The following is an 18,248-nucleotide window of genomic DNA, read 5'->3' on the forward strand; positions in this document are numbered from 1 at the left end:
ATCTGGCAAACGCACCCGGCGCGCAGCGCTCATCACGAGCGGCGGCGCGCCGGGGCGACAAAACTTCAGGCTTCGGTTCGGCGTCGCGGCGCGCGTGCTGCGTTGCCGCCGCGACTCACGCTATGCCGCTTACTTGACGTTCGCGCCAACCGCTTCGTCCCAGTGCTTCGTGATGGTGTCCTTGTACGCGTCCTGTTGCGAGAGCGTCGGGAACACCACGTTCTTGTAAGCCGACGGCGGCGGCAGCTTGTCGAGCAGCGCTTGCGGCACTTTCTTGCCGCTCACCAGTTCGTTGTAGCGCATCGGATGGCAGTAACCCTTCAGCCAGCCGATCTGGCCTTCGTCGGAGTACAGATACTCCATCCACAGCTTGGCTGCGTTCGGATGCGGGGCGTAGGCGCTGATCGCCTGAACATACACGCCGGCGACCACGCCCGTTTTCGGTACCACCACTTCCACCTTCGGATTGCCCTTCAGCGTGTCGCGGTCGGCCAGCGCGTTGTAGTCCCAACGCACGATGATCGGCGTAGTACCTTGCGCGAGCGATGCGGCCTTGCCGATCACCGGCACGAAGTTGCCGCTCTTGTTCAGGTTGGCGAAATACGTGAGGCCGGCCTGTCCGGCTTTACTCGCATCGCCCTTGCTTTGCGACAGACCGGCGGCGTACACGGCTTGAATCGCCTGGTTGGCCGAGCGCGGGTCGCCGGCCAGCGAGACAGCGTTCTTATAGTCCGGCTTGAGCAGGTCGCTCCAGTCCGACGGCGCCTTGTCGATCATGTCGGCGTTGACTTCGAACGCGAGCACGCCGTAGTAATCGCCATACCAATAGCCGTCGGCATCCTTCGACTCTTTCGGAATCGAGTTCCACGTGGCGACCTTGTACGGCTGCAGCAGACCTTCCGCCTTCGCCGACGGACCGAACGACAGACCCACGTCGATCACGTCGGGCGCCTGTGGACCCTTGTTGCCCTTGTTCGCCTTGATGGCTTCGATTTCATCGCCCGAACCCGCGTCCGGATTCAATTCGTTGATCTTGATGCCGTACTTCTTCTGAAAGCCGGCCACCAGTTCACCGTAATTGCACCAGTCGTGCGGCAGCGCGATCACGGTGAGTTGGCCTTCCTGCTTGGCGGCGGCGATCAGTGCGTCGAGCGGCGCGGCCGAAGCGCTGCTGCTGACGCCGGCGGCGGTGACACCCGCAACGGCCGACATCGAAAGTATGCGAGCTAACGCGGTGCGGTTCATAGTCTTTCCCCATCCTCTGCCGAAATTGCTACGTTTGGAAAATTTCTAATTCGAGCTTCGGGGCGCGTCGTGCACTCCTGCACTTGCGCGCCCACGCCATGTTCAGGCCGGGTTGGCCGGCGCCGAGAACATGTCGGGTCGCAGTGTATCGATGCGATCTGTACAAATCATGTCGACGCCCCATTGCGCGAGCAGTTGCGCGCGCGCCGTGTCGTTGACCGTGTAGGCGAGCACGCGCAGGCCGGCGCAGTGAATCTCCGCAACCAGCCGCTCCGTGAGATAGCGTTGGTTCGCGTGAAAGGACACGCAGTCCAGTTCACGCACGATGCGCAGCCAGTCGTCAGGCACCTCGTCGAACAGCATGCCGCGTTGCACCGACGGCGCCGCGTCGCGCGCCGCGGCCAGCGCCTCGAACGAAAACGACGACAGCAACGGCGGCGTCTGGCCTTGCCATAACGTCAGCGCGCCGCTTGCCACCAAAGTGCCGGTGATCTCGTCGCGGCCCGGACACGGTTTGATTTCGATGTTGGCGGCAACGCCGTCGCGCGCGCAACGCTCGGCCGCCTCGGCGAGCGTCGGCAAACGCGTGCCGGCGAACTGCGGTCCGTACCAAGCGCCGGCGTCGAGCGTTGCCAGTTGCTGCCATGTGTGTTCGGCGGCGGCGCCGTGGCCGTTGGTGGTGCGCTCGAGTGTGTCGTCGTGCAGCAGGAAGAGTTGGTTGTCGGCGGATAGCTTGGCGTCGAATTCGACCATGCGGTACCCATAGCGCACGCAGGCGTCGAAACCGGCTAGCGTGTTTTCCGGCGCCAGCGTGCCGCCACAGCGATGCGCGGCCAGTCGCGGATAAGGCCAGTCTGCGGATAAGGTGCGATTAATCCCGTTTCCCACGTCTCGTTACCTTTCAGATAGAGCGGGTTGACTATGCTCTCGACACGTTCCCGGCCATCACCGCTGCCTCGGCCATCATGAGGCAGCGCGGCCTCATGCTGTCTCCACGCGCGAGCCCGTGCGTAGTATCGCGCTAAGGCGAGCGCGGCGATACCCGGGCGTACGCTGCATGTTCTCATCGCGCCGCACACTGCAATGCCATTGTCAGGATGACGAAGCGTGGAGTCATCCCGCAGCGCGAAACATCACCGGCCAATCGCCCGGACGGCAAACCCCAAGAGCCATTATGGCGGCGGCACGGGTCAATCAAATCGCCAAAAACGCCGCGAAATGCTCGGAACCGGACATTTCAATTCCTTTTCGAACATTTGATGTTCGAAATAGACTCAGCGCTTCGATCTGCGAAGGCTAAGTTGAAATACACAAACTTGCAAGCTGCCAAAAAAATACAACACAATTCGGCTAAAGTAGTACGCTTGACATCCTCCGGACACACATTCGTGACCACGATGTCGCAGTTAAATACAAGCTGAATCAACGCGCGTACGCATCCAGGGAAAAATGCATGTGGCAGGAAGACCGGCATCAAAGAATTCGCGCGTTGCTGTCCACGCTGCAACGTGTGTCCACGGAACGGATCATGGCGGATCTCGGGGTGTCGCGCGAAACCGTGCGGCGCGACCTGCTCGATCTCGAAGCGCTAGGTGAACTGCGGCGCGTGCACGGCGGCGCGATCAAGCCCGCCGACGAAGCGCCGATCGCCGAACGCGCCCATATGCGTGTCAAATCCAAAACGGCGATTGCGAAGGCGGCTACGCGTTTGATCGCGAGCGGCCAGACGCTTTTCATCGACGCCGGCACCACCACCGCCGCGCTAGCCGAAGAACTGGCGAAACTCGCGAACCTCACCATCGTCACCAATTCGATCGATGTCGCGCTGAAGATGCGCGGCGCCGTCGATCAAACCGAAGCCGCCAACGAAGTCATTCTGCTTGGCGGCTCGATCAGCGACCGCGCCATGGCGACCACGGGCGCCACCACCGTGCTCGACATCCAGCGCTATCGCGCGGACCTCGCGCTGCTGTCGCCGGTCGGCATCGATCACCGGCATGGCGCGACCAACTACGATCACGCCGAAACCGAAGTCGCGCGCGCGATGGTCGCCAACGCGGACCGCGTGGTGATCCTCGCCGACTACAGCAAGATCGGCCAGCGCAGTCGTATCTCGTACTGCCCGGTCGAGCGGATCGACGTGCTCGTCACCAACAAAAAGGCGGCCGAAGCCGCCGAGTTTGCATCGCTGAAAAAGAAGCTCGAAGAGATCGTGCTCGCTTAGGGCTTGGGCCTTAGGTCAGGAGACTCGAGGTCTATTCCTTCACATGCATCGTGTCGAGCGAACGCTTGCGCAAGCGGGTGTCGTGCAACGCGCCGGCTGCGTCGAGTACCGGATAGGCGGTCGAGCAGAACAACGAGTTGAGCCGCTTCATGTCGCTGATCAGATCGAGATGCAGCGCACTGGTTTCGATGCTTCGCAAGGTCTGTCCGGTGAGCCGGTCCAGATGGCGGTATGAATACGCGCGCTCCAGATCACGAAAGCGCTCCTTCTCCGCGAGCAGGCGCTCGGCACAACGCAGATCGTTGTTCAGAAAGACCGACAAGCCAAGCTGCAAATTGCTGACGAGCCGCGCCTGCAAGTCGTCCAGTTCACCCAGCCCTTCCTCCGAAAACGACAGACGGTGGGCGATCTTCTTTTCCTCGATGTCGCGCACGATCCGCTCGATGATGTCGCCCGCATGCTCCAGATTGATCGTCAATGAAATGATGTCGGTCCAGCGGCGGCTGTCGGCTTCGTCGAGTTGCTCGCGCGAGATAAGCGTCAGATAGGTTTTGACGGCGGCGTAGAGCTCGTCCACGTCGTCGTCCATGCGCGCCGTTTCGCGCGCTTTGTCCAGATTGTTGTTATGGATCAGGTCCGCGACGTTGTCGAGCATAGTGCGCACAATGTCGCCGATCCGCAGCACCTCGCGTGCGGCATGCGCGAGCGCAAGCGTCGGCGTGGACAGCGCCGCGGTATCCAGATGGAGCGGCCGCAGCTCGCCATTCGGCATCGGCCGGTCGGGCAAGATGCGCACACAGACGCGCGCCACCGGATCGATCAGCGAGAGGCACGCGCAGCAACGCAGCGTGTTGTAGATCAGATGGAAGCCGACCGTGGCTTCACGCGGATTCGCGATCAGCACCGGCAGACCGCGCGCGAGCAGCGTAGTGAACGGCAGGATCAGCAGCGCGCCGGCCAGCTTGAACGCAAAGCTGCCCAACGCGAGACGCCGCGCCGCCGCATTTTGTGCGACGGTGCCGAGGAGCGCGAGCAAGCCGCTGCCAAGATTAGCGCCGATCACGAGGCACAGGGCGACCTTCAGCGAAATCACACCGGACGAGGCGAGCGTCGCGGTCAGCAACACCGCGGCAAGGCTCGAATAGGACAGCATGGCAAACGCGGCGCCGACCAATGCGTCGAGCATGGTGTCGCCAGTCAGTGCACCGAACATCACGCGCACGCCGGCGCCTTGCATCATCGGCTGAGCAGCTTCGACGATCAGACGCAGCGCCAGCAGAATCAAGCCGAGGCCGATCAACGTTCGGCCGGCCTGGCCGAGACGGGTTTGCTTTCGCGAAAGGAACAGCGGCACGCCGAGCAGAATCAGGATCGGCGACAACCAGGACAGATCGAGTGTGAGGATCCGCGCCATCAACGCGGTGCCGACGTCGGCGCCGAGCATGATCGCGAGACCACTGGTGAGCGGCAATAGTCCCTGCGCCGCGAACGACGTGACGATCACCGCAGTGGCATTACTGCTTTGCACGAGACTCGTGACGCCAACACCCGAGAGGAAAGCTCGCCAGCGGCTACTGGTGCTGCGCCCCAACACGCTGCGCAGGTCGGCGCCGAGGACTCGCAGGATGCCGGTGCGCACAATGTGCGAACCCCACACGAGGAGCGCCACACCGGCCAGAAGGTTTAGGAGAATCAACATAATGCACTGCGCATCCGTTCCTGCTGCCATGACCCGAACCGCATGCCGCGCGAACCGGCACCCGGGGCGTATGACAGTAGTGTTGCACATTTTTGCCTTATTGTAATTTTGTGCTTTTAAATATAGGCTCGTGTCAAGCTGTGGATGGCTGTGTGCCGGCTCATGGTCAGTCATACGGGGAGTTCGACCACTCGACCGCTCGCCCACTTAATCACGAGGACTCTGGATGAGCCGCAACCTTGCGCTGTTCGACCTGGATCACACGTTGCTGCCGCTGGATAGCGATCAGGCGTGGGCCCACTTCATTGCGGGATTGGGTATAGAAGGCGCCGCGCGGCACGCGCAGGAAATCGACGATTACTACCGGCAATATGTGGCCGGCACGCTCGACATGGCTGCTTACCTGAACTACACGCTCGCGCCGCTTGCCCGCCGCTCGCGCGAGCAGCTCGACACGTGGCATACGGAGTTCATGCAGCAGGTGATTGCGCCTGCGATCCTGCCGGCAGCGCGTGCGCTCGTACAACGCCATCTGGATGCGGGCGACCTGTGTTGCATCGTTACCGCCACTAATGTGTTCATCACGGAGCCGATCGGTAAGGCGCTCGGCTTCGAGCATCTGCTGGGAATCGAGCTTGGCACCGAAGGCGGCGATCCGTTGGCGCGCTTTACGGGAATGGCTGTCGGCACACCGACCTTTCGCGAAGGCAAGATCACGCGCACCGAGAGTTGGCTGGCCTCGCTCGGGCATCGTCTGCAGGATTTCCCGCAGAGCTGGTTCTATAGCGATTCGATCAACGACGTGCCGTTGCTGGAACGCGTTACGAATCCGGTTGCGACCAATCCTGACGCGCGGCTGCGGGCTATCGCCACGGAACGCGGCTGGCGCGTGATTGAGCTGTTTGCCTGAGTCTTGACCTGAGCCTGAGCCGCCGCGCTACGCGCGCCCTTTCCACGGCACGAGCCGCCGTTCCAGCGCACGCATACCGAGATCGAAGAGCCACGCGATCAGCCCGATCAACACGATGCCCATTACCACCACGTCGGTGCGTAGAAAGCTCGATGCGTTCAACACCATCTGACCCAGGCCCGCAGTGGCCGCAACCATTTCGGCGGCGACCAGCGTAGTCCAGCCGAAGCCGATCGCGATGCGCAGGCCGGTCAGAATCTCCGGCAACGCCGCAGGCAAAACCACGTGCCGTACGATCTGCGAGAAGCGGCCACCCAGCGAATAGGCCGCATGAATCTGCTCGATGGTCGCGCTGCGCACGCCGCCGCGCGCGGCCATGGCAATAGGTGCGAAGCAGGCCAGATAGATCACGACGATCTTCGCCGTTTCGTCGATGCCGAACCAGATCACCACGAGCGGCAGATAAGCGAGCGGCGGCAGCGGTCGATAGAACTCGAGCGGCGGATCGAGAAGGCCGCGCGCGACCCGGCTCACTCCCATCAGAATGCCGACCGGCACGGCCGTGACCGCAGCCAGAGCAAACGCGCCGAACACACGCAAGGCGCTCCACGCGAGATGCTCGGAGAGCGGCAAGCCGCCTTGAATGCGGCCGTGCCACGCGTCGAGAAATGCGCTCCACACCGCTTCCGGTGTCGGCAGAAAGAGCGGCGGCAACCAGTGCAGATGCGTGGCAAGCCACCACAACGCCGCGAGCGTCGAGACCGAGACCGCGCTTAGCGCCGCGCTCGGACCTTCGCCCGGCAAACGCCAGCCGCGCACGAGCCGCGCGGCACGCTGCGGCCGCTTGCCGGCCTGGGCGAGCGGCACCTTGCCCAAGGATTCACGCGAAGCCGTCACGACAGCACCTCTTCCTGATTGCGCTCATGCAGCCGATGCACCAGCCGCTCGCGCCATTCGATGAAATCCGCCGACGACTTCACCGCACGTGCGTCGCGTGTCTGTAGAAAACGCCGCGCGAACGGCAAGTCGTAGCTATCGGCGATGCGGCCCGGGCCCGGCGTCATGACGACGAGACGGGTCGCGAGAAAAAGCGCCTCCTCGACGCTGTGCGTGATGAAGAACACCGTTTTGCGCGTGCGGCCCCAGACATCGAGTACGAGTTCCTGCATCGACTCGCGCGTCATGGCGTCGAGCGCGCCCATCGGTTCGTCCATCAGCAGCACGTGCGGATCGCTTGCGAGTGCACGGGCGATACCCACACGCTGCTGCATGCCGCCCGACAACTCATAGACCCGCGAGCGCGCATGCTTCTCAAGCCCGACGAGCTTCAGCATCTCGAACGCAATGCGCTCGCGCTCCGCCTTCGGCACGCGCTGAAAGCGCAAACCGAGCGCGACGTTGTCGAGCACGTCGAGCCACGGCATCAACGCGTACTTCTGGAACACGACGCCACGGTCCGCGCCCGGCCCGAGCACGGGCTCGCCGTTCAGCCGCACCTCGCCTTCCGTCGGCGGGATGAAGCCGGCAATGCAATTGAGCAAGGTCGTCTTGCCGCAGCCCGACGCGCCCAGCGCGACCACGAACTCGCCGGGTTCGATACGCAGATCGACATCGGCCAGCGCGACATGTGGCGCCGCGCCGCGCGCGCCTTCGTAGGCGACGTGCAGTCGCCGGATTTCAAGACCGCTCATCGCCGCACCTCATGATGTCGATAGGAGACAGCGCGCGACGATCAATGCGCCGCGCGTTGCACGAACTGCGGATCGACGCCGGTCGAGTAGTCGGCCAGCACGTTCTGGATCGTGCCTTGGGTCTTGAGAAACGCCGCGGTGGCGGCCAGCGACTTCGCCGCACCCGATTGCGCGCCGCCGCCAAGCCATGCATTCGAAGCCTGTTGGGCCGGCGTCGGGAACGCGTACAACGCGAGGCTCGCCGGCACTTCCTGCGCGTTCGCGCCCGACTCTTTGGCGACCGCCTCGACCTGCGGCGACGCTGCCGTCCATGCCGACGTGTGATCGCGGTAATTCGCGTCCGTCGCGGCCAGCACCTTCACGAAGCGCGCGACGAACTCGGCGTTCTGACTGGCGAACTTGCGATCGACGACAAAACCGTCGAAGGTCGCCTTGCCGGTCTGCTGCGCAACCTGCCCCGAGGTGATGAGCACCTTGCCGTTCTTCTTGACCTTGGCGAGCACGGGGTCCCAGATATACGTCGCGTCGATGTCGCCGCGCTCCCACGCCGCCGCGACTTCAGGCGGACGCAAGTTGACGATCTTGACATCGGACGTATTCACGCCGGCGCTCTGCAACGCGACCAGCGTGTGAAAGTGCGACGTCGACACGAACGGCACGCCGATTTTCTTGCCTTTGAGACCGGCGACGCTCGTTACATTGGAGCCGTCGCGTGCGACTAGCGCTTCGGCGTCGTTGATATTGTCGAGAATCCAGAACAGCGAAATATCCACGCCTTGCGACAATCCCGCGGCGATCGGACTCGAACCGGCTTCACCGAGTTGCACCGAGCCGGACGCAAGCGCGCGGATCACGTCGGCGCCGCTGCCGAGTTTGCGATAGGTGACCTTGTAGCCGGTGGCTTTCTCCACTTCGCCGGTGGCCTGCGCGTAGCGCCACGGCACCACCATGTCCTGATACGCGATCACGACTTCTTTGGTGTCGGCGTGCGCCGTGGAAACAAACGACGCGGACAGTGCAAGCAGCGTAGCGAACGCGGCAAGCGGACGGCGGAAGCGGTTCATCGGAATGCCCCTTGAGCAGGTGTTGTTCGGGAGGCTTTCGACTATAGGCAGTTTGTTCGCGGCCGGTTCTAACTAATCCGCGATTGCTAATCACGCTGTTCGAGCATTGCTTTTCACGTTCGGTTGGTTAGCGGCGACTGCTGTTGCGGGGGGGGTGGACGGTTCCAGCGAATGATGGCGGATCGTGGCGCTTATATGCAAGCTGGCCGTTCGGCAGATTGACCTGCAGTTGACCGGAGCGGGATCATCTTTGCGTCGCCAAAGCTTCGCATTCCTATGATCGATTTTATTGGGCGCATTTGCTGGTTGCTTTTCAACGTCGGCGTGCCAGTGTGCGCGCCCTTTGCGCTGCTGCCTCTGTTGAGCTTCTCGCGCTTCTATCGGGAGTCGTCGAAAGGGATTGCGATACGTTCCGTGCAGAACGGACAACTTCTCTGGGTCGTCATTTCGATGTGCGCCAGCGCGTGCTACGAGATCGGCAGCGCGCTGGGCGAGGCTTCGACAAATAGCACGCTAGTCTTCATGCTGGCCGGATTGCTCTGGCATGTTCTGTTTCTCGTCGTGGCGTCCATCCTCGTCACGTTCGGCGCGGCTGACTCGGCGCCGCATCTTGATTATCATCGCGGCGACGAGGCACGCGAACGAAGGTTGATGTGGACATCGGCGATCATGACTGCAGCGGTGGCTGCCTCATTTACCCTATCTCATTATTCGTTAAACTAACTAATTGGCAATCGTCAGAGCTATACTTTCAAGCACGTCTAACAGGGAGAACTTAAATGCCCAATCTGATCGACTACGTCATGGAAAATCGCGAACTGCGCAATCGCCTGATCGAACTTGCCGCTCCTTTTTCAATCATCGGTAGCACGATTGCCTCGATCTGCATGCTGCTCGCACGGCACTACCGGTAACGCTTCGCAGAGAAGCGCAAAGATGCGCAGTGCCGGCAGTCAAAGTCTGACCGTCCAAAAGAAAAAGCCTGCAACACGTGCAGGCTTTTCTCAAACTGACAGCTCTAGCTAAGACATTCAGACCACGCCAGCTCCATGCGCCTGCAAATCGGCGTGGTAGCTCGAGCGAACCATCGCGCCCACGGCTGCGTGTGTAAAACCCATCTTGTACGCTTCTTCCTCGTACATCTTGAACGTGTCCGGATGCACGTACGAGCGCACCGGCAGATGGTGTTCCGACGGTTGCAGATACTGGCCGATCGTCAGCATGTCCACGTCGTGTTCGCGCAGGTCGCGCATCACCTGCAGAATCTCTTCTTCGGTTTCGCCGAGGCCGACCATCAGACCGGACTTGGTGGCGACGTCAGGGTGCAGCGCCTTGAAGTCCTTCAGCAGCTTCAGCGAATGCGCGTAGTCGGAACCCGGGCGCGCTTCCTTGTACAGACGCGGCACCGTTTCGAGGTTGTGATTCATCACATCGGGCGGGGCGGCGTTCAGAATACCGAGCGCGCGATCCAGACGGCCGCGGAAGTCCGGCGTCAGAATTTCGATGCGCGTCTCGGGCGAAAGCTCGCGCGTCTGACGGATACATTCCACGAAGTGGGCCGCACCGCCGTCGCGCAAATCGTCGCGGTCGACGCTGGTGATCACCACGTACTTCAGCTTCAGCGCGGCGATAGTGCGCGCGAGGTTACCCGGCTCGTCCACATCGAGCGGATCCGGGCGGCCGTGGCCGACGTCGCAGAACGGGCAGCGGCGCGTGCACTTGTCGCCCATGATCATGAAGGTCGCCGTGCCCTTGCCGAAGCATTCGCCAATGTTCGGGCAGCTCGCCTCTTCACACACCGTATGAAGATTGTGCTCGCGCAGAATCTGCTTGATTTCGTAGAAGCGTGAATTGCCGGTCGCCGCTTTGACGCGGATCCAGTCGGGTTTCTTCAGCTTTTCGATCGGGATGATCTTGATCGGAATACGGGCGGTCTTGGCTTGCGCCTTCTGCTTCGCGGTGGCGTCGTAGGCCGGCACGGCGTCAGGAGTGGGGGAAGCTGCGAGGTTCGCGGTAACGTCAGTCATTCGTTCGGTCCAGTCAGGCGGTGAGGGCACCGGCCTGTGGTTGGGCGACGGCCGCGGGACTGCCGTCGAGGTTTGCGGTGAGGCGTTCTGCAAAGGTACGGGCCACGTCGTCCCAGCCGGCGGTCACGCCAAGCGTGGCCATATCGACTGTTTCGAGCCCTGCGTAGCCACATGGATTGATGGCCAGAAACGGCCGCAAATCCATGTTCACGTTCAGGCTCACGCCGTGATAGCTGCAGCCGTTGCGGATCTTCAAACCCAGCGCCGCAATCTTGGCGCCGGCGTGCCGCCCGGCGTCCGGCCCAGGCGCCACGTAGATACCGGGAGCGCCCGCCTTTCGTTCTCCGGCGAGATTATACGCCGCAAGGGTGTCGATCACGGCTTGCTCGATCCGCGTGACCAACTCGCGCACCATCAACTTGCGGCGGCGCAAATCGAGCAGCAGGTAGGCCACCACCTGGCCGGGCCCGTGATACGTGATCTGCCCTCCCCGGTCGACTTTGACCAGAGGAATGCCGCTGTCGGCGGCGAGCAGATGGGCGGGATCGCCCGCCTGGCCTAGCGTGAAGACGGGTGGGTGTTCGACCAGCCAGATTTCGTCGGGAGTGTCGGCCGTGCGCCCGTCGGTGAACGCGCGCATGGCTTCGAAACTGGCTTCGTAGGGTTCGCGGCCACGCCAGCGCAGCGTGAGCGGCACCGCGAGGGGCAAGGGAGTCGGGGAAACCGGGGTGGCGCACATGATCCCGGCAGTTTACCGAAATCTGGGAATTCCCGCCGGAGGCGGCTACATTAGGAATGTGTTAAATCGCGCGACGGCGCGGCCGCGCCGGGCCGTCGCCAGAATCAATTGCGCGGCGCGCCGTTCGTCCGAACCGGCGCGCCGCGAGCCACGTCCTTCGATCAAACCGTGCGCCAGCCGCCTCGCATACGCGCCGCCAACCGTTCGCCGATGCGCGCAAACCAGTTCAGCGCACGCTCGTCGCAGCGCGTCGGCACGGAAAACGCCACTTTCGCCTGTCCGTTGCCCTCGGCGCTCAACCACAAACGTTCGCCGCGCCGCAGTCTCAGCGTATGGCCGGGCTGCAGCCAGTAGTCTTCCGTATCGTCGCTGCGCGTGACCCACACCGCACCGCCACGAACGACCAGCTTGGTGCTGCGCGCCACCTTCAGGGGAACTGTTTCGCCACTGCGGATTTCAAACGCGATGCTAGAGGAAATTTCTCGCATGATGCCCTCGCCAAAAATCGTTTCATGACTACAATCCTAGGCGTAACAAGGGTTTACGCAAAACGATCTATTTTCACCTCTATGTGAGAAATATTGCCATGGACCTTCGGCAATTACCGCCACTGAACGCGATCAAGGCATTCGAGGCCGCCGCCCGCCACGAAAGCTTTTCGCGCGCCGCCGACGAGCTGTTCGTCACCCACGGCGCCGTCAGCCACCAGATTCGCGCGCTCGAGGCCGAACTGGGCGTCTCGCTGTTCGCGCGTGACGGCAAGCGTGTGCGGCTCACCGAGACCGGCCGGCGCTACGCCACGCACGTGCGCTCGGCGCTGATGGCGCTCGCCGATGCCACTCGCGAAATCCGCGCCGGCGACCGCGAGCGGCGGCTGGTGGTGTCCATGCTGTCGTCGTTTGCGGCGCGCTGGGTGACGCCGCGCGTGGGCAGCTTTATCGAGGCGCATCCGCAGTGGGACCTCGAACTGCTGTCCACCAACGCGCTCACGGACTTTGCGCGCGACGACGTCGACGTGGCAATCCGTTTCGGCTTCGGCAAATATTCGGGTTTGCATTCGGAGTTGCTGCTTGAGGAGATTTTCTTTCCCGCCTGCGCGCCGAACTTCAACGGCGGCAAGCTGCCGAAAACGCCGGCCGATCTGGCCAAAGTCCCGCTCCTGCGCTCCGACGACGAACTCTGGCGTCCCTGGTTCGACGCCGCCGGCCTCACCGACTGGCCCGAGCCGAAGCGCGGCGTGCTGTATCAGGATTCGTCGAACCTGTTGCAGGCGGCCATCGACGGCCAAGGCGTCGCGCTCACGCGCCGCTCGCTGGCCATGCACGAGATCGCGGCGGGCCGCCTCGTGCGGCTATTCGATGTGGATGGGCCGAGCCCGTGGCAGTACTACCTCATCTGCCCGCCGCAGATGCTCGAGACCGCCCGCGTGAAGGCGTTTCGCGACTGGGTGTTCGAGGAGGTGGGACGCTTCAAGCAGCTTTTCGACCGGGCTTGCGAGTTGAGACCCGCCGCAAGCGCCGATCTGTCCGAGGACGCATTGCGCGTCACGCCGTAATACGAACGAGGCGGCGAGCGGGGCTTAAAGCACCACTTTGACCATCGGATGGCCAGTGAGCGCGCGATAGATGTCGTCGAGCTGCTCACGGCTCGTAGCGCGCACCGTGACCGTCAGGCCCGTATAGTTGCCGCCGCTGGACGGGCGCGTTTCGATGCGCGAGGCATCGACTTCATTGTCGAACTGCCGCACAACCGTGACGATCGTCTCGGCGAACTCGGGATGCGATTTGCCCATGATCTTGATCGGGAAATCGCAAGGAAACTCAAACAGTGACTCGTTCACGGGACTCATTCTCTACTCCTTGCTGCGCCTCGCGCGCTTCCTGGGTCTTGGCTCGCTGATAAGCAGCGTACAGCGCCGCAAAGACCGCACCGGGCTTGCCCTCGCCGACCGCTTGGCCGTCGAGCTGCGTGACCGGCAGCACTTCCTTGGTTGCCGAACTGACGATGATCTCGTCAGCCGCGCGCAGTTCGGCTTCGCTAATCTCACGCGCTTCGAAACGGATGCCGCACTCGCCCGTCAGTTCCTCGATCAGACCGTAGCGGATCCCTTCGAGGATCTTGTGGCTGCGCGGCGGCGCGGACAACACGCCGTCCTTCACCATCCACACATTCGACGACGATCCCTCGGTCAGCATGCCGTCGCGAAACTGGATCGTCTCGAACGCGCCGTTCTCGGCGGCATATTGCGCCATCAGCACATTGCCGAGCAGCGACACGGACTTGATGTCGCAATTGAGCCAGCGACGATCTTCCGCGCTCACGCAACGCACGCCTTGCGCGCGCTGCGCCGCGTTCGGCAGGTTCAGCGGCGTGACCATCACGAACACGGTCGGCCGGATGCCGGCTGGAAACGCGTGACCGCGTTTGGCGACGCCACGCGTGACCTGAATATAGGCAATTGCGTCCTGATCGGCACGCAGACCGCCGTCCGCCTCGTTCGCCGCGACCACGCGCTCGATCAGCGCGCGCCAGCCGGCATCGTCGAACGGATTGACGATGCCGATCTTGTCGACGGAACGCGCGAGCCGCGCCAGGTGCTGCTGGAAGCGAAACGGCGTACGGCCGCGCGCGCCCCCAGCTTGCGCATACAACGGCGCGACTTCGTAAATGCCATCGCCGAAAATAAAGCCGCGGTCGAGAACCGGCACGCGCGCTTCGGACAACGGCACCAACTCGCCGTTCAGATAGACAATCGGATCAGGCGACACATCGGAAACAGCGGTCATCGCAATCGGGCTCTTACTTCTTCTTGTTGAACATGAGCATCAGGGAATCCCACACGCGGCCGACCACGCCGGCTTGCGGCACAGCCTGCAACGCCACGATCGGGAATTGCGCCAACACCTTGCCGTCGGCGACCAGCTTCGCCGTGCCGACCTGCTGACCGTTTGCGATCGGTGCGATCAGCGGATCGACCTGCTCGATCTGCGGCTTCACCTTGTCGCCCATGCCCTTCGGCACGGTGATGTACTGATCGCTCTTCACGCCGATCTGCACGCTATCCTGCGCACCCTTGTAGACGCGCGGCGTGCCCACCACCTGATTCGCCTTGTACAGACGCACCGTGTCGTACGCGCTGTAGCCGTAGTTCAGCATCTTCAGGCTGTCCTGCACGCGGTCGTGTTCCTTGGTCTCGCCCATCATGACCGAGACGAGACGGCGCGACGCATCGGTCGCGCCCGGCAGCGAACGCTTCGCGCTCGCGATCAGGCAGTAACCGGCGGCTTGCGTGTGACCGGTCTTCAGACCGTCGACCGTCGGGTCGATCCACAGCAGGCGGTTGCGGTTCGGCTGCTTGATCTTGTTGTACGTGAAATCCCTGACCGAGAAGATGTTGTAGTAGTCAGGGAAGTCGCGAATCAGACGCGCCGACAGCACCGCGAGGTCGCCCGCCGTGGTGTAGTGCTGCGGATCGGGCATGCCGTTCACATCGGCGAAATGCGTGTTCTTCATGCCGAGGCGCTGCGCTTCCGTGTTCATCATGTTGACGAACTGCGACTCGCTGCCGCCGACCAGTTCGGCCAGCGCGATCGCCGCGTCGTTACCCGACTGGACGATCATGCCGTACACCAGATCGTGCACGGTCACCGGCTTGTTCGCTTCGATGAACATGCGCGATTCGTCGGTGCGCACGCGGCGCACCGCTTCGCTCGGCATGACCGTCTGGTCCATGTTGATCTTCTTCGTCTGCAGTGCTTCGAAGACGAGGTACGCCGTCATCAGCTTGGTCAGCGACGCCGGTTCCACGCGCTCGTCGGGGTTGCCCGAGGCGAGCACCTGGTTGCTGGTCGCGTCGACGAGCACCCATGAGCGCGCGTTCACGGCCGGCGGCGGCACTTGCGCAAACGCGGTGCTGGCGACGAGCGTGGCCGGCAGCACGACACCGAGGGTCACGGCACGGCTAAGCGCGGAAGGAACGAAGGAAGCAACTGAAGGGAATGACGTGCGGCCGGAGGTGGAGAAACGCATAGGGTCGATTGGTGCAGAAAAATACATCGCGCGCAGGGCGCAAAGTTTGGAAGAGCCGGTCGGCGAGCGTCTGGCCGTAAAAACGGCGCGGCGCCCATTGGACTTCCGGCCACGCGATCGGTTCGCGCAGCACGCCTTGCATCCGGCACCGCTGCGCGCGAAAAGACGCTACGCGTCGCGCGAACTGCCGGATGGGCGGCGCTGCGCCCAAAAAAGAGTCGCCATTATACGCGCGCTATCCCGGTTACTTTGCGCCAAGGTCGGCGATTAATTTGCGTTTGTGCGTACCTGTACCCCGGAAAACACACATCGCCTGCCGATTACCGCCACGCGTCGACGATGATCCGCTTCAGCACGTGCAGCTTGCGATGCAGAAAATGCTCCGCCCCCGGAATCACGACGACCGGCAATTCCTGCGGCCGCGCCCAGTCGTAAACGGATTGAATGGGAACCGTCTCGTCGGTTTCACCGTGAATCACGAGCGTGTTTTCCGGCACGGGCGCGACGTCCCAGCGGCTCGCCGCGGTGCCGACCAGCACCATTCGCTCGATCTCCTGACCTTCTTCGCGCAACTGCGCGGCCACGTGCGACAACACGAACGTGCCGAACGAAAAACCCGCCAGCACGAGGGGCAGATCGCCTTGACCCGGTTCGGCGCGCATGTGATCGAGCACGGCGCGCAGGTCGTCGCGCTCGCCGATGCCCGCGTCATGCTCGCCTTGCGTTTCGCCGACACCGCGAAAATTCGAGCGATACGTCACGTAGTTCAACTGCACGAGCGTGCGCGCGAGCGTCTGCGCGACCTTGTTGTCCATGGTGCCGCCGAACAGCGGATGCGGATGCGCGACCAGCGCGATGCCGCGCGGCGCGGCGCCGTTATCGCGCGTCTCGTCGGGCAGATCCAGCGCGACCTCGATCTTGCCGACCGGGCCGTCGATCAGATACTTCCTGGTGTGTACGTTCATGGCGACGCTTTATTGATCGATTTTCAGACGCTCGACAATCTTGCCGTTCGCGAGGTGCGAGTCGACGATTTCGTCGATGTCGCTCTCGTCGACGTACGTGTACCAGATACCTTCCGGATACACGACGACCGTCGGACCGAGTTCACAGCGGTCGAGGCAACCGGCCTTGTTGATGCGCACCTGGCCCGGACCTGCGAGACCGAGTTTCTTCACGCGTTTTTTCGCGTACTCCTGCATCTCCTGCGCGTTGCAGTTCGCGCAGCTCGGGCGCTCGGCGCCGGGCTCGCGCTGATTGAGACAGAAGAAGACGTGGTACTTGTAGAAGGAGTCCATGATGTCCGGGGGCGAGGCTGTCAATGTGGGGAACGGCGCTGGAAGCACGGCGGCGCGCCTGTTGTCCGAACGATTATAACGAGCGGGGCTGGCGGTCGCTGATGCTGTCTACGCTTGCCCCACGCTCCGAGTGCGCGCTTCACGTGTGCTTCATGCGCCGTTTGAGCCATGCCTGCTCGACGATATAGGCGAGCCACACGAGTGCGGCATATGGCCAGATCCACGCGAGCCAGTGCGCCAGACCGTTGAAGTGCAGATAACGCCCTTGCCGCCAGTCGGCCAGCACGGCATCGAAATACGGATTCACCGGCAGCAGATTGACGAACACCAGTGCGACGGTCAGCGCGGCGCCCGCCAGCGCCGCGCGCGATCTGCGCCGCAGACGCAACGTGAAGAGTGCCGCGCCGGTACCGCACACAAGGCCCGCCAACGCGCCGGGCGTCGCCCAGTCGAACGCGAGACCGGACTGCGACTGCAGAAACGTCGCGCCCACCTTTACGCACAAGGTCATCACGATAAACAGCAGCAACAGGCGCACGCGCGGCGCATGGCGGCGCACCGGCAACGACGCCAGCGCGAGCGCGGCGAACAGGTTGAGCGTGGTGATCACCGCTTCCCACACGTCGTCAGGCATCCAGGCGGCGGCGAGCGCCGGCCATGTACCGACGTGCCAGCCCGGTGGCGTCCACGCGAGCAAGGCATCTTGCGTCGTCGAATCGAAACGCAGCCAGAGCGCGCGCGGCCAGTTGCCGAGACCGAACAGACGCGGCGCCGGATACATCGTCGCGAACGGCCAGGCCAGCACCAGGCACGCGAGCGCCGCTCGGTCGCGCTCGAACCACAGAAGCCGCACGCGCCGCAGCAAGCCGCGATCGAGCAGCGCGCCCGTCGCCGGCGACATGATCGCCGCGCCGAGCAGCGCGCCGAGCGCATTGGCGGCGAGATCGAGGTTGGAGGCGACACGCGTGGGCAGATAGGTTTGCACGGCTTCCATCACGCCGGACAGCAGCCCGCCGAGCACGAAGGCAAACGCGACCGCCAGCGTCCCGCGCCAGCGCGGATAGACCGCGAGCACCACGAGCGCGCCGAACGGCATATAGCCGAGCACGTTGGTGACGACGTCGAACGCCGTCAGGTACTGCGGCATGGGATCGGACAGGTAGGCAAACGGGCCGAGCCCGAGCGAACGCCAGCCCGTAAACGGATACCACGAACCGTAGACGATCAACGCGGTATACAGCACCAGCGCCTGCCGGGCGAGCACCGACGGACGGCGCGCCCAGGGTTTTACGCTCATGCAGCGCTCCTGTGTGTGCGCTGCA

At 63.2% G+C, this 18,248-nt stretch carries 21 protein-coding genes; 6 read left to right on the plus strand and 15 right to left on the minus strand.

Annotated elements, in window-relative coordinates; translation table 11 throughout:
- Positions 1-129: 129 nt before the first annotated feature.
- Both P0D73_RS15320 and ugpQ read right to left on the minus strand, forming a co-directional pair.
- Positions 130-1,245: an ABC transporter substrate-binding protein gene (locus P0D73_RS15320; protein ID WP_132376217.1), complete on the minus strand. Its 1,116-nt coding sequence runs from the start codon at positions 1,243-1,245 to the stop codon at positions 130-132.
- Positions 1,246-1,347: 102 nt separating this feature from the next.
- Positions 1,348-2,133, minus strand: a complete 786-nt coding sequence (ugpQ, locus tag P0D73_RS15325) for a glycerophosphodiester phosphodiesterase (RefSeq protein ID WP_408284123.1) — start codon at positions 2,131-2,133, stop codon at positions 1,348-1,350.
- Between the two features lie 565 nt (positions 2,134-2,698).
- On the opposite strand from ugpQ, the gene P0D73_RS15330 reads away from it, so the two are divergent.
- On the plus strand, positions 2,699-3,469 hold the full coding sequence (locus P0D73_RS15330) for a DeoR/GlpR family DNA-binding transcription regulator (protein WP_408181176.1): 771 nt from the start codon (positions 2,699-2,701) through the stop codon (positions 3,467-3,469).
- 31 nt (positions 3,470-3,500) lie between these two features.
- On the opposite strand, the gene P0D73_RS15335 is transcribed toward P0D73_RS15330, so the two are convergent.
- Positions 3,501-5,168 carry a Na/Pi cotransporter family protein gene (locus P0D73_RS15335; protein ID WP_408284117.1) on the minus strand — a complete coding sequence of 556 codons (1,668 nt, stop codon included), beginning with the start codon at positions 5,166-5,168 and terminating at the stop codon, positions 3,501-3,503.
- 226 nt (positions 5,169-5,394) lie between these two features.
- Between P0D73_RS15335 and P0D73_RS15340 the strand changes: the two genes are divergently transcribed.
- Positions 5,395-6,078 carry a histidinol-phosphatase gene (locus P0D73_RS15340; RefSeq protein ID WP_408431818.1) on the plus strand — a complete coding sequence of 228 codons (684 nt, stop codon included), beginning with the start codon at positions 5,395-5,397 and terminating at the stop codon, positions 6,076-6,078.
- 27 nt (positions 6,079-6,105) lie between these two features.
- Here the strand turns inward: P0D73_RS15340 and P0D73_RS15345 are convergent, their stop codons facing one another.
- Genes P0D73_RS15345 through tauA form a run of 3 tightly spaced genes read right to left on the minus strand, consistent with a single transcriptional unit; the run spans position 6,106 to position 8,833 of the window.
- On the minus strand, positions 6,106-6,975 hold the full coding sequence (locus P0D73_RS15345) for an ABC transporter permease subunit (protein WP_408431820.1): 870 nt from the start codon (positions 6,973-6,975) through the stop codon (positions 6,106-6,108).
- The gene (locus P0D73_RS15350; RefSeq protein WP_408431822.1) at positions 6,972-7,769 is read right to left on the minus strand and encodes a taurine ABC transporter ATP-binding protein; all 798 of its coding nucleotides are present in this window, start codon (positions 7,767-7,769) and stop codon (positions 6,972-6,974) included. Before P0D73_RS15350 ends, P0D73_RS15345 begins: the two co-directional genes overlap by 4 nt.
- Positions 7,770-7,810: 41 nt before the next feature.
- Entirely contained in the window at positions 7,811-8,833 is a 1,023-nt protein-coding gene (gene tauA, locus P0D73_RS15355; protein WP_408431824.1) for a taurine ABC transporter substrate-binding protein, read from the minus strand.
- A gap of 276 nt (positions 8,834-9,109) precedes the next feature.
- Here tauA and P0D73_RS15360 point away from each other — a divergent pair, with 276 nt between their 5' ends.
- Both P0D73_RS15360 and P0D73_RS15365 read left to right on the plus strand, forming a co-directional pair.
- Complete coding sequence (locus P0D73_RS15360) at positions 9,110-9,556, plus strand: hypothetical protein (protein ID WP_408431826.1); 447 nt, start codon at positions 9,110-9,112, stop codon at positions 9,554-9,556.
- 56 nt (positions 9,557-9,612) lie between these two features.
- Positions 9,613-9,747 carry a hypothetical protein gene (locus tag P0D73_RS15365; RefSeq protein WP_279388592.1) on the plus strand — a complete coding sequence of 45 codons (135 nt, stop codon included), beginning with the start codon at positions 9,613-9,615 and terminating at the stop codon, positions 9,745-9,747.
- 117 nt (positions 9,748-9,864) lie between these two features.
- Here the strand turns inward: P0D73_RS15365 and lipA are convergent, their stop codons facing one another.
- The 3 genes from lipA to P0D73_RS15380 all read right to left on the minus strand — a co-directional run bounded on the left by lipA (position 9,865) and on the right by P0D73_RS15380 (position 12,087).
- The gene (gene lipA, locus P0D73_RS15370; RefSeq protein ID WP_408284102.1) at positions 9,865-10,860 is read right to left on the minus strand and encodes a lipoyl synthase; all 996 of its coding nucleotides are present in this window, start codon (positions 10,858-10,860) and stop codon (positions 9,865-9,867) included.
- Positions 10,861-10,873: 13 nt separating this feature from the next.
- Positions 10,874-11,599 (minus strand): lipoyl(octanoyl) transferase LipB, encoded by a 726-nt coding sequence (lipB, locus tag P0D73_RS15375; protein ID WP_408431828.1) that lies wholly within the window; start codon positions 11,597-11,599, stop codon positions 10,874-10,876.
- 161 nt (positions 11,600-11,760) lie between these two features.
- The gene (locus P0D73_RS15380; protein WP_408431830.1) at positions 11,761-12,087 is read right to left on the minus strand and encodes a DUF2917 domain-containing protein; all 327 of its coding nucleotides are present in this window, start codon (positions 12,085-12,087) and stop codon (positions 11,761-11,763) included.
- 98 nt (positions 12,088-12,185) lie between these two features.
- Here P0D73_RS15380 and P0D73_RS15385 point away from each other — a divergent pair, with 98 nt between their 5' ends.
- Entirely contained in the window at positions 12,186-13,154 is a 969-nt protein-coding gene (locus P0D73_RS15385; RefSeq protein ID WP_408181167.1) for a transcriptional regulator GcvA, read from the plus strand.
- 24 nt (positions 13,155-13,178) lie between these two features.
- Here the strand turns inward: P0D73_RS15385 and P0D73_RS15390 are convergent, their stop codons facing one another.
- Genes P0D73_RS15390 through P0D73_RS15400 form a run of 3 tightly spaced genes read right to left on the minus strand, consistent with a single transcriptional unit; the run spans position 13,179 to position 15,628 of the window.
- Entirely contained in the window at positions 13,179-13,448 is a 270-nt protein-coding gene (locus P0D73_RS15390) for a DUF493 family protein (protein ID WP_132376230.1), read from the minus strand.
- Positions 13,420-14,385, minus strand: a complete 966-nt coding sequence (locus P0D73_RS15395; RefSeq protein ID WP_408431832.1) for a D-amino acid aminotransferase — start codon at positions 14,383-14,385, stop codon at positions 13,420-13,422. The genes P0D73_RS15390 and P0D73_RS15395 overlap by 29 nt, the downstream gene beginning before the upstream one ends.
- Positions 14,386-14,398: 13 nt before the next feature.
- Complete coding sequence (locus tag P0D73_RS15400; RefSeq protein WP_408284085.1) at positions 14,399-15,628, minus strand: D-alanyl-D-alanine carboxypeptidase family protein; 1,230 nt, start codon at positions 15,626-15,628, stop codon at positions 14,399-14,401.
- Between P0D73_RS15400 and P0D73_RS15405 the strand changes: the two genes are divergently transcribed.
- On the plus strand, positions 15,525-15,899 hold the full coding sequence (locus P0D73_RS15405; RefSeq protein WP_408313012.1) for a hypothetical protein: 375 nt from the start codon (positions 15,525-15,527) through the stop codon (positions 15,897-15,899). The genes P0D73_RS15400 and P0D73_RS15405 overlap by 104 nt on opposite strands.
- 49 nt (positions 15,900-15,948) lie before the next feature.
- Here P0D73_RS15405 and P0D73_RS15410 read toward each other — a convergent pair whose 3' ends face one another.
- The 3 genes from P0D73_RS15410 to P0D73_RS15420 form a co-directional block, all read right to left on the minus strand.
- Positions 15,949-16,593, minus strand: coding sequence for an alpha/beta hydrolase (locus P0D73_RS15410; protein ID WP_408431834.1), 645 nt, complete (start codon positions 16,591-16,593; stop codon positions 15,949-15,951).
- 9 nt (positions 16,594-16,602) lie between these two features.
- Positions 16,603-16,926: a (2Fe-2S) ferredoxin domain-containing protein gene (locus P0D73_RS15415; protein WP_132376234.1), complete on the minus strand. Its 324-nt coding sequence runs from the start codon at positions 16,924-16,926 to the stop codon at positions 16,603-16,605.
- Positions 16,927-17,065: 139 nt separating this feature from the next.
- Complete coding sequence (locus tag P0D73_RS15420; protein ID WP_132376235.1) at positions 17,066-18,223, minus strand: VanZ family protein; 1,158 nt, start codon at positions 18,221-18,223, stop codon at positions 17,066-17,068.
- Between the last annotated feature and the right edge of the window lie 25 nt (positions 18,224-18,248).

It is taken from the genome of Paraburkholderia sp. RL18-101-BIB-B (genome assembly GCF_046026985.1).
Taxonomy (GTDB): Bacteria; Pseudomonadota; Gammaproteobacteria; order Burkholderiales; family Burkholderiaceae; genus Paraburkholderia.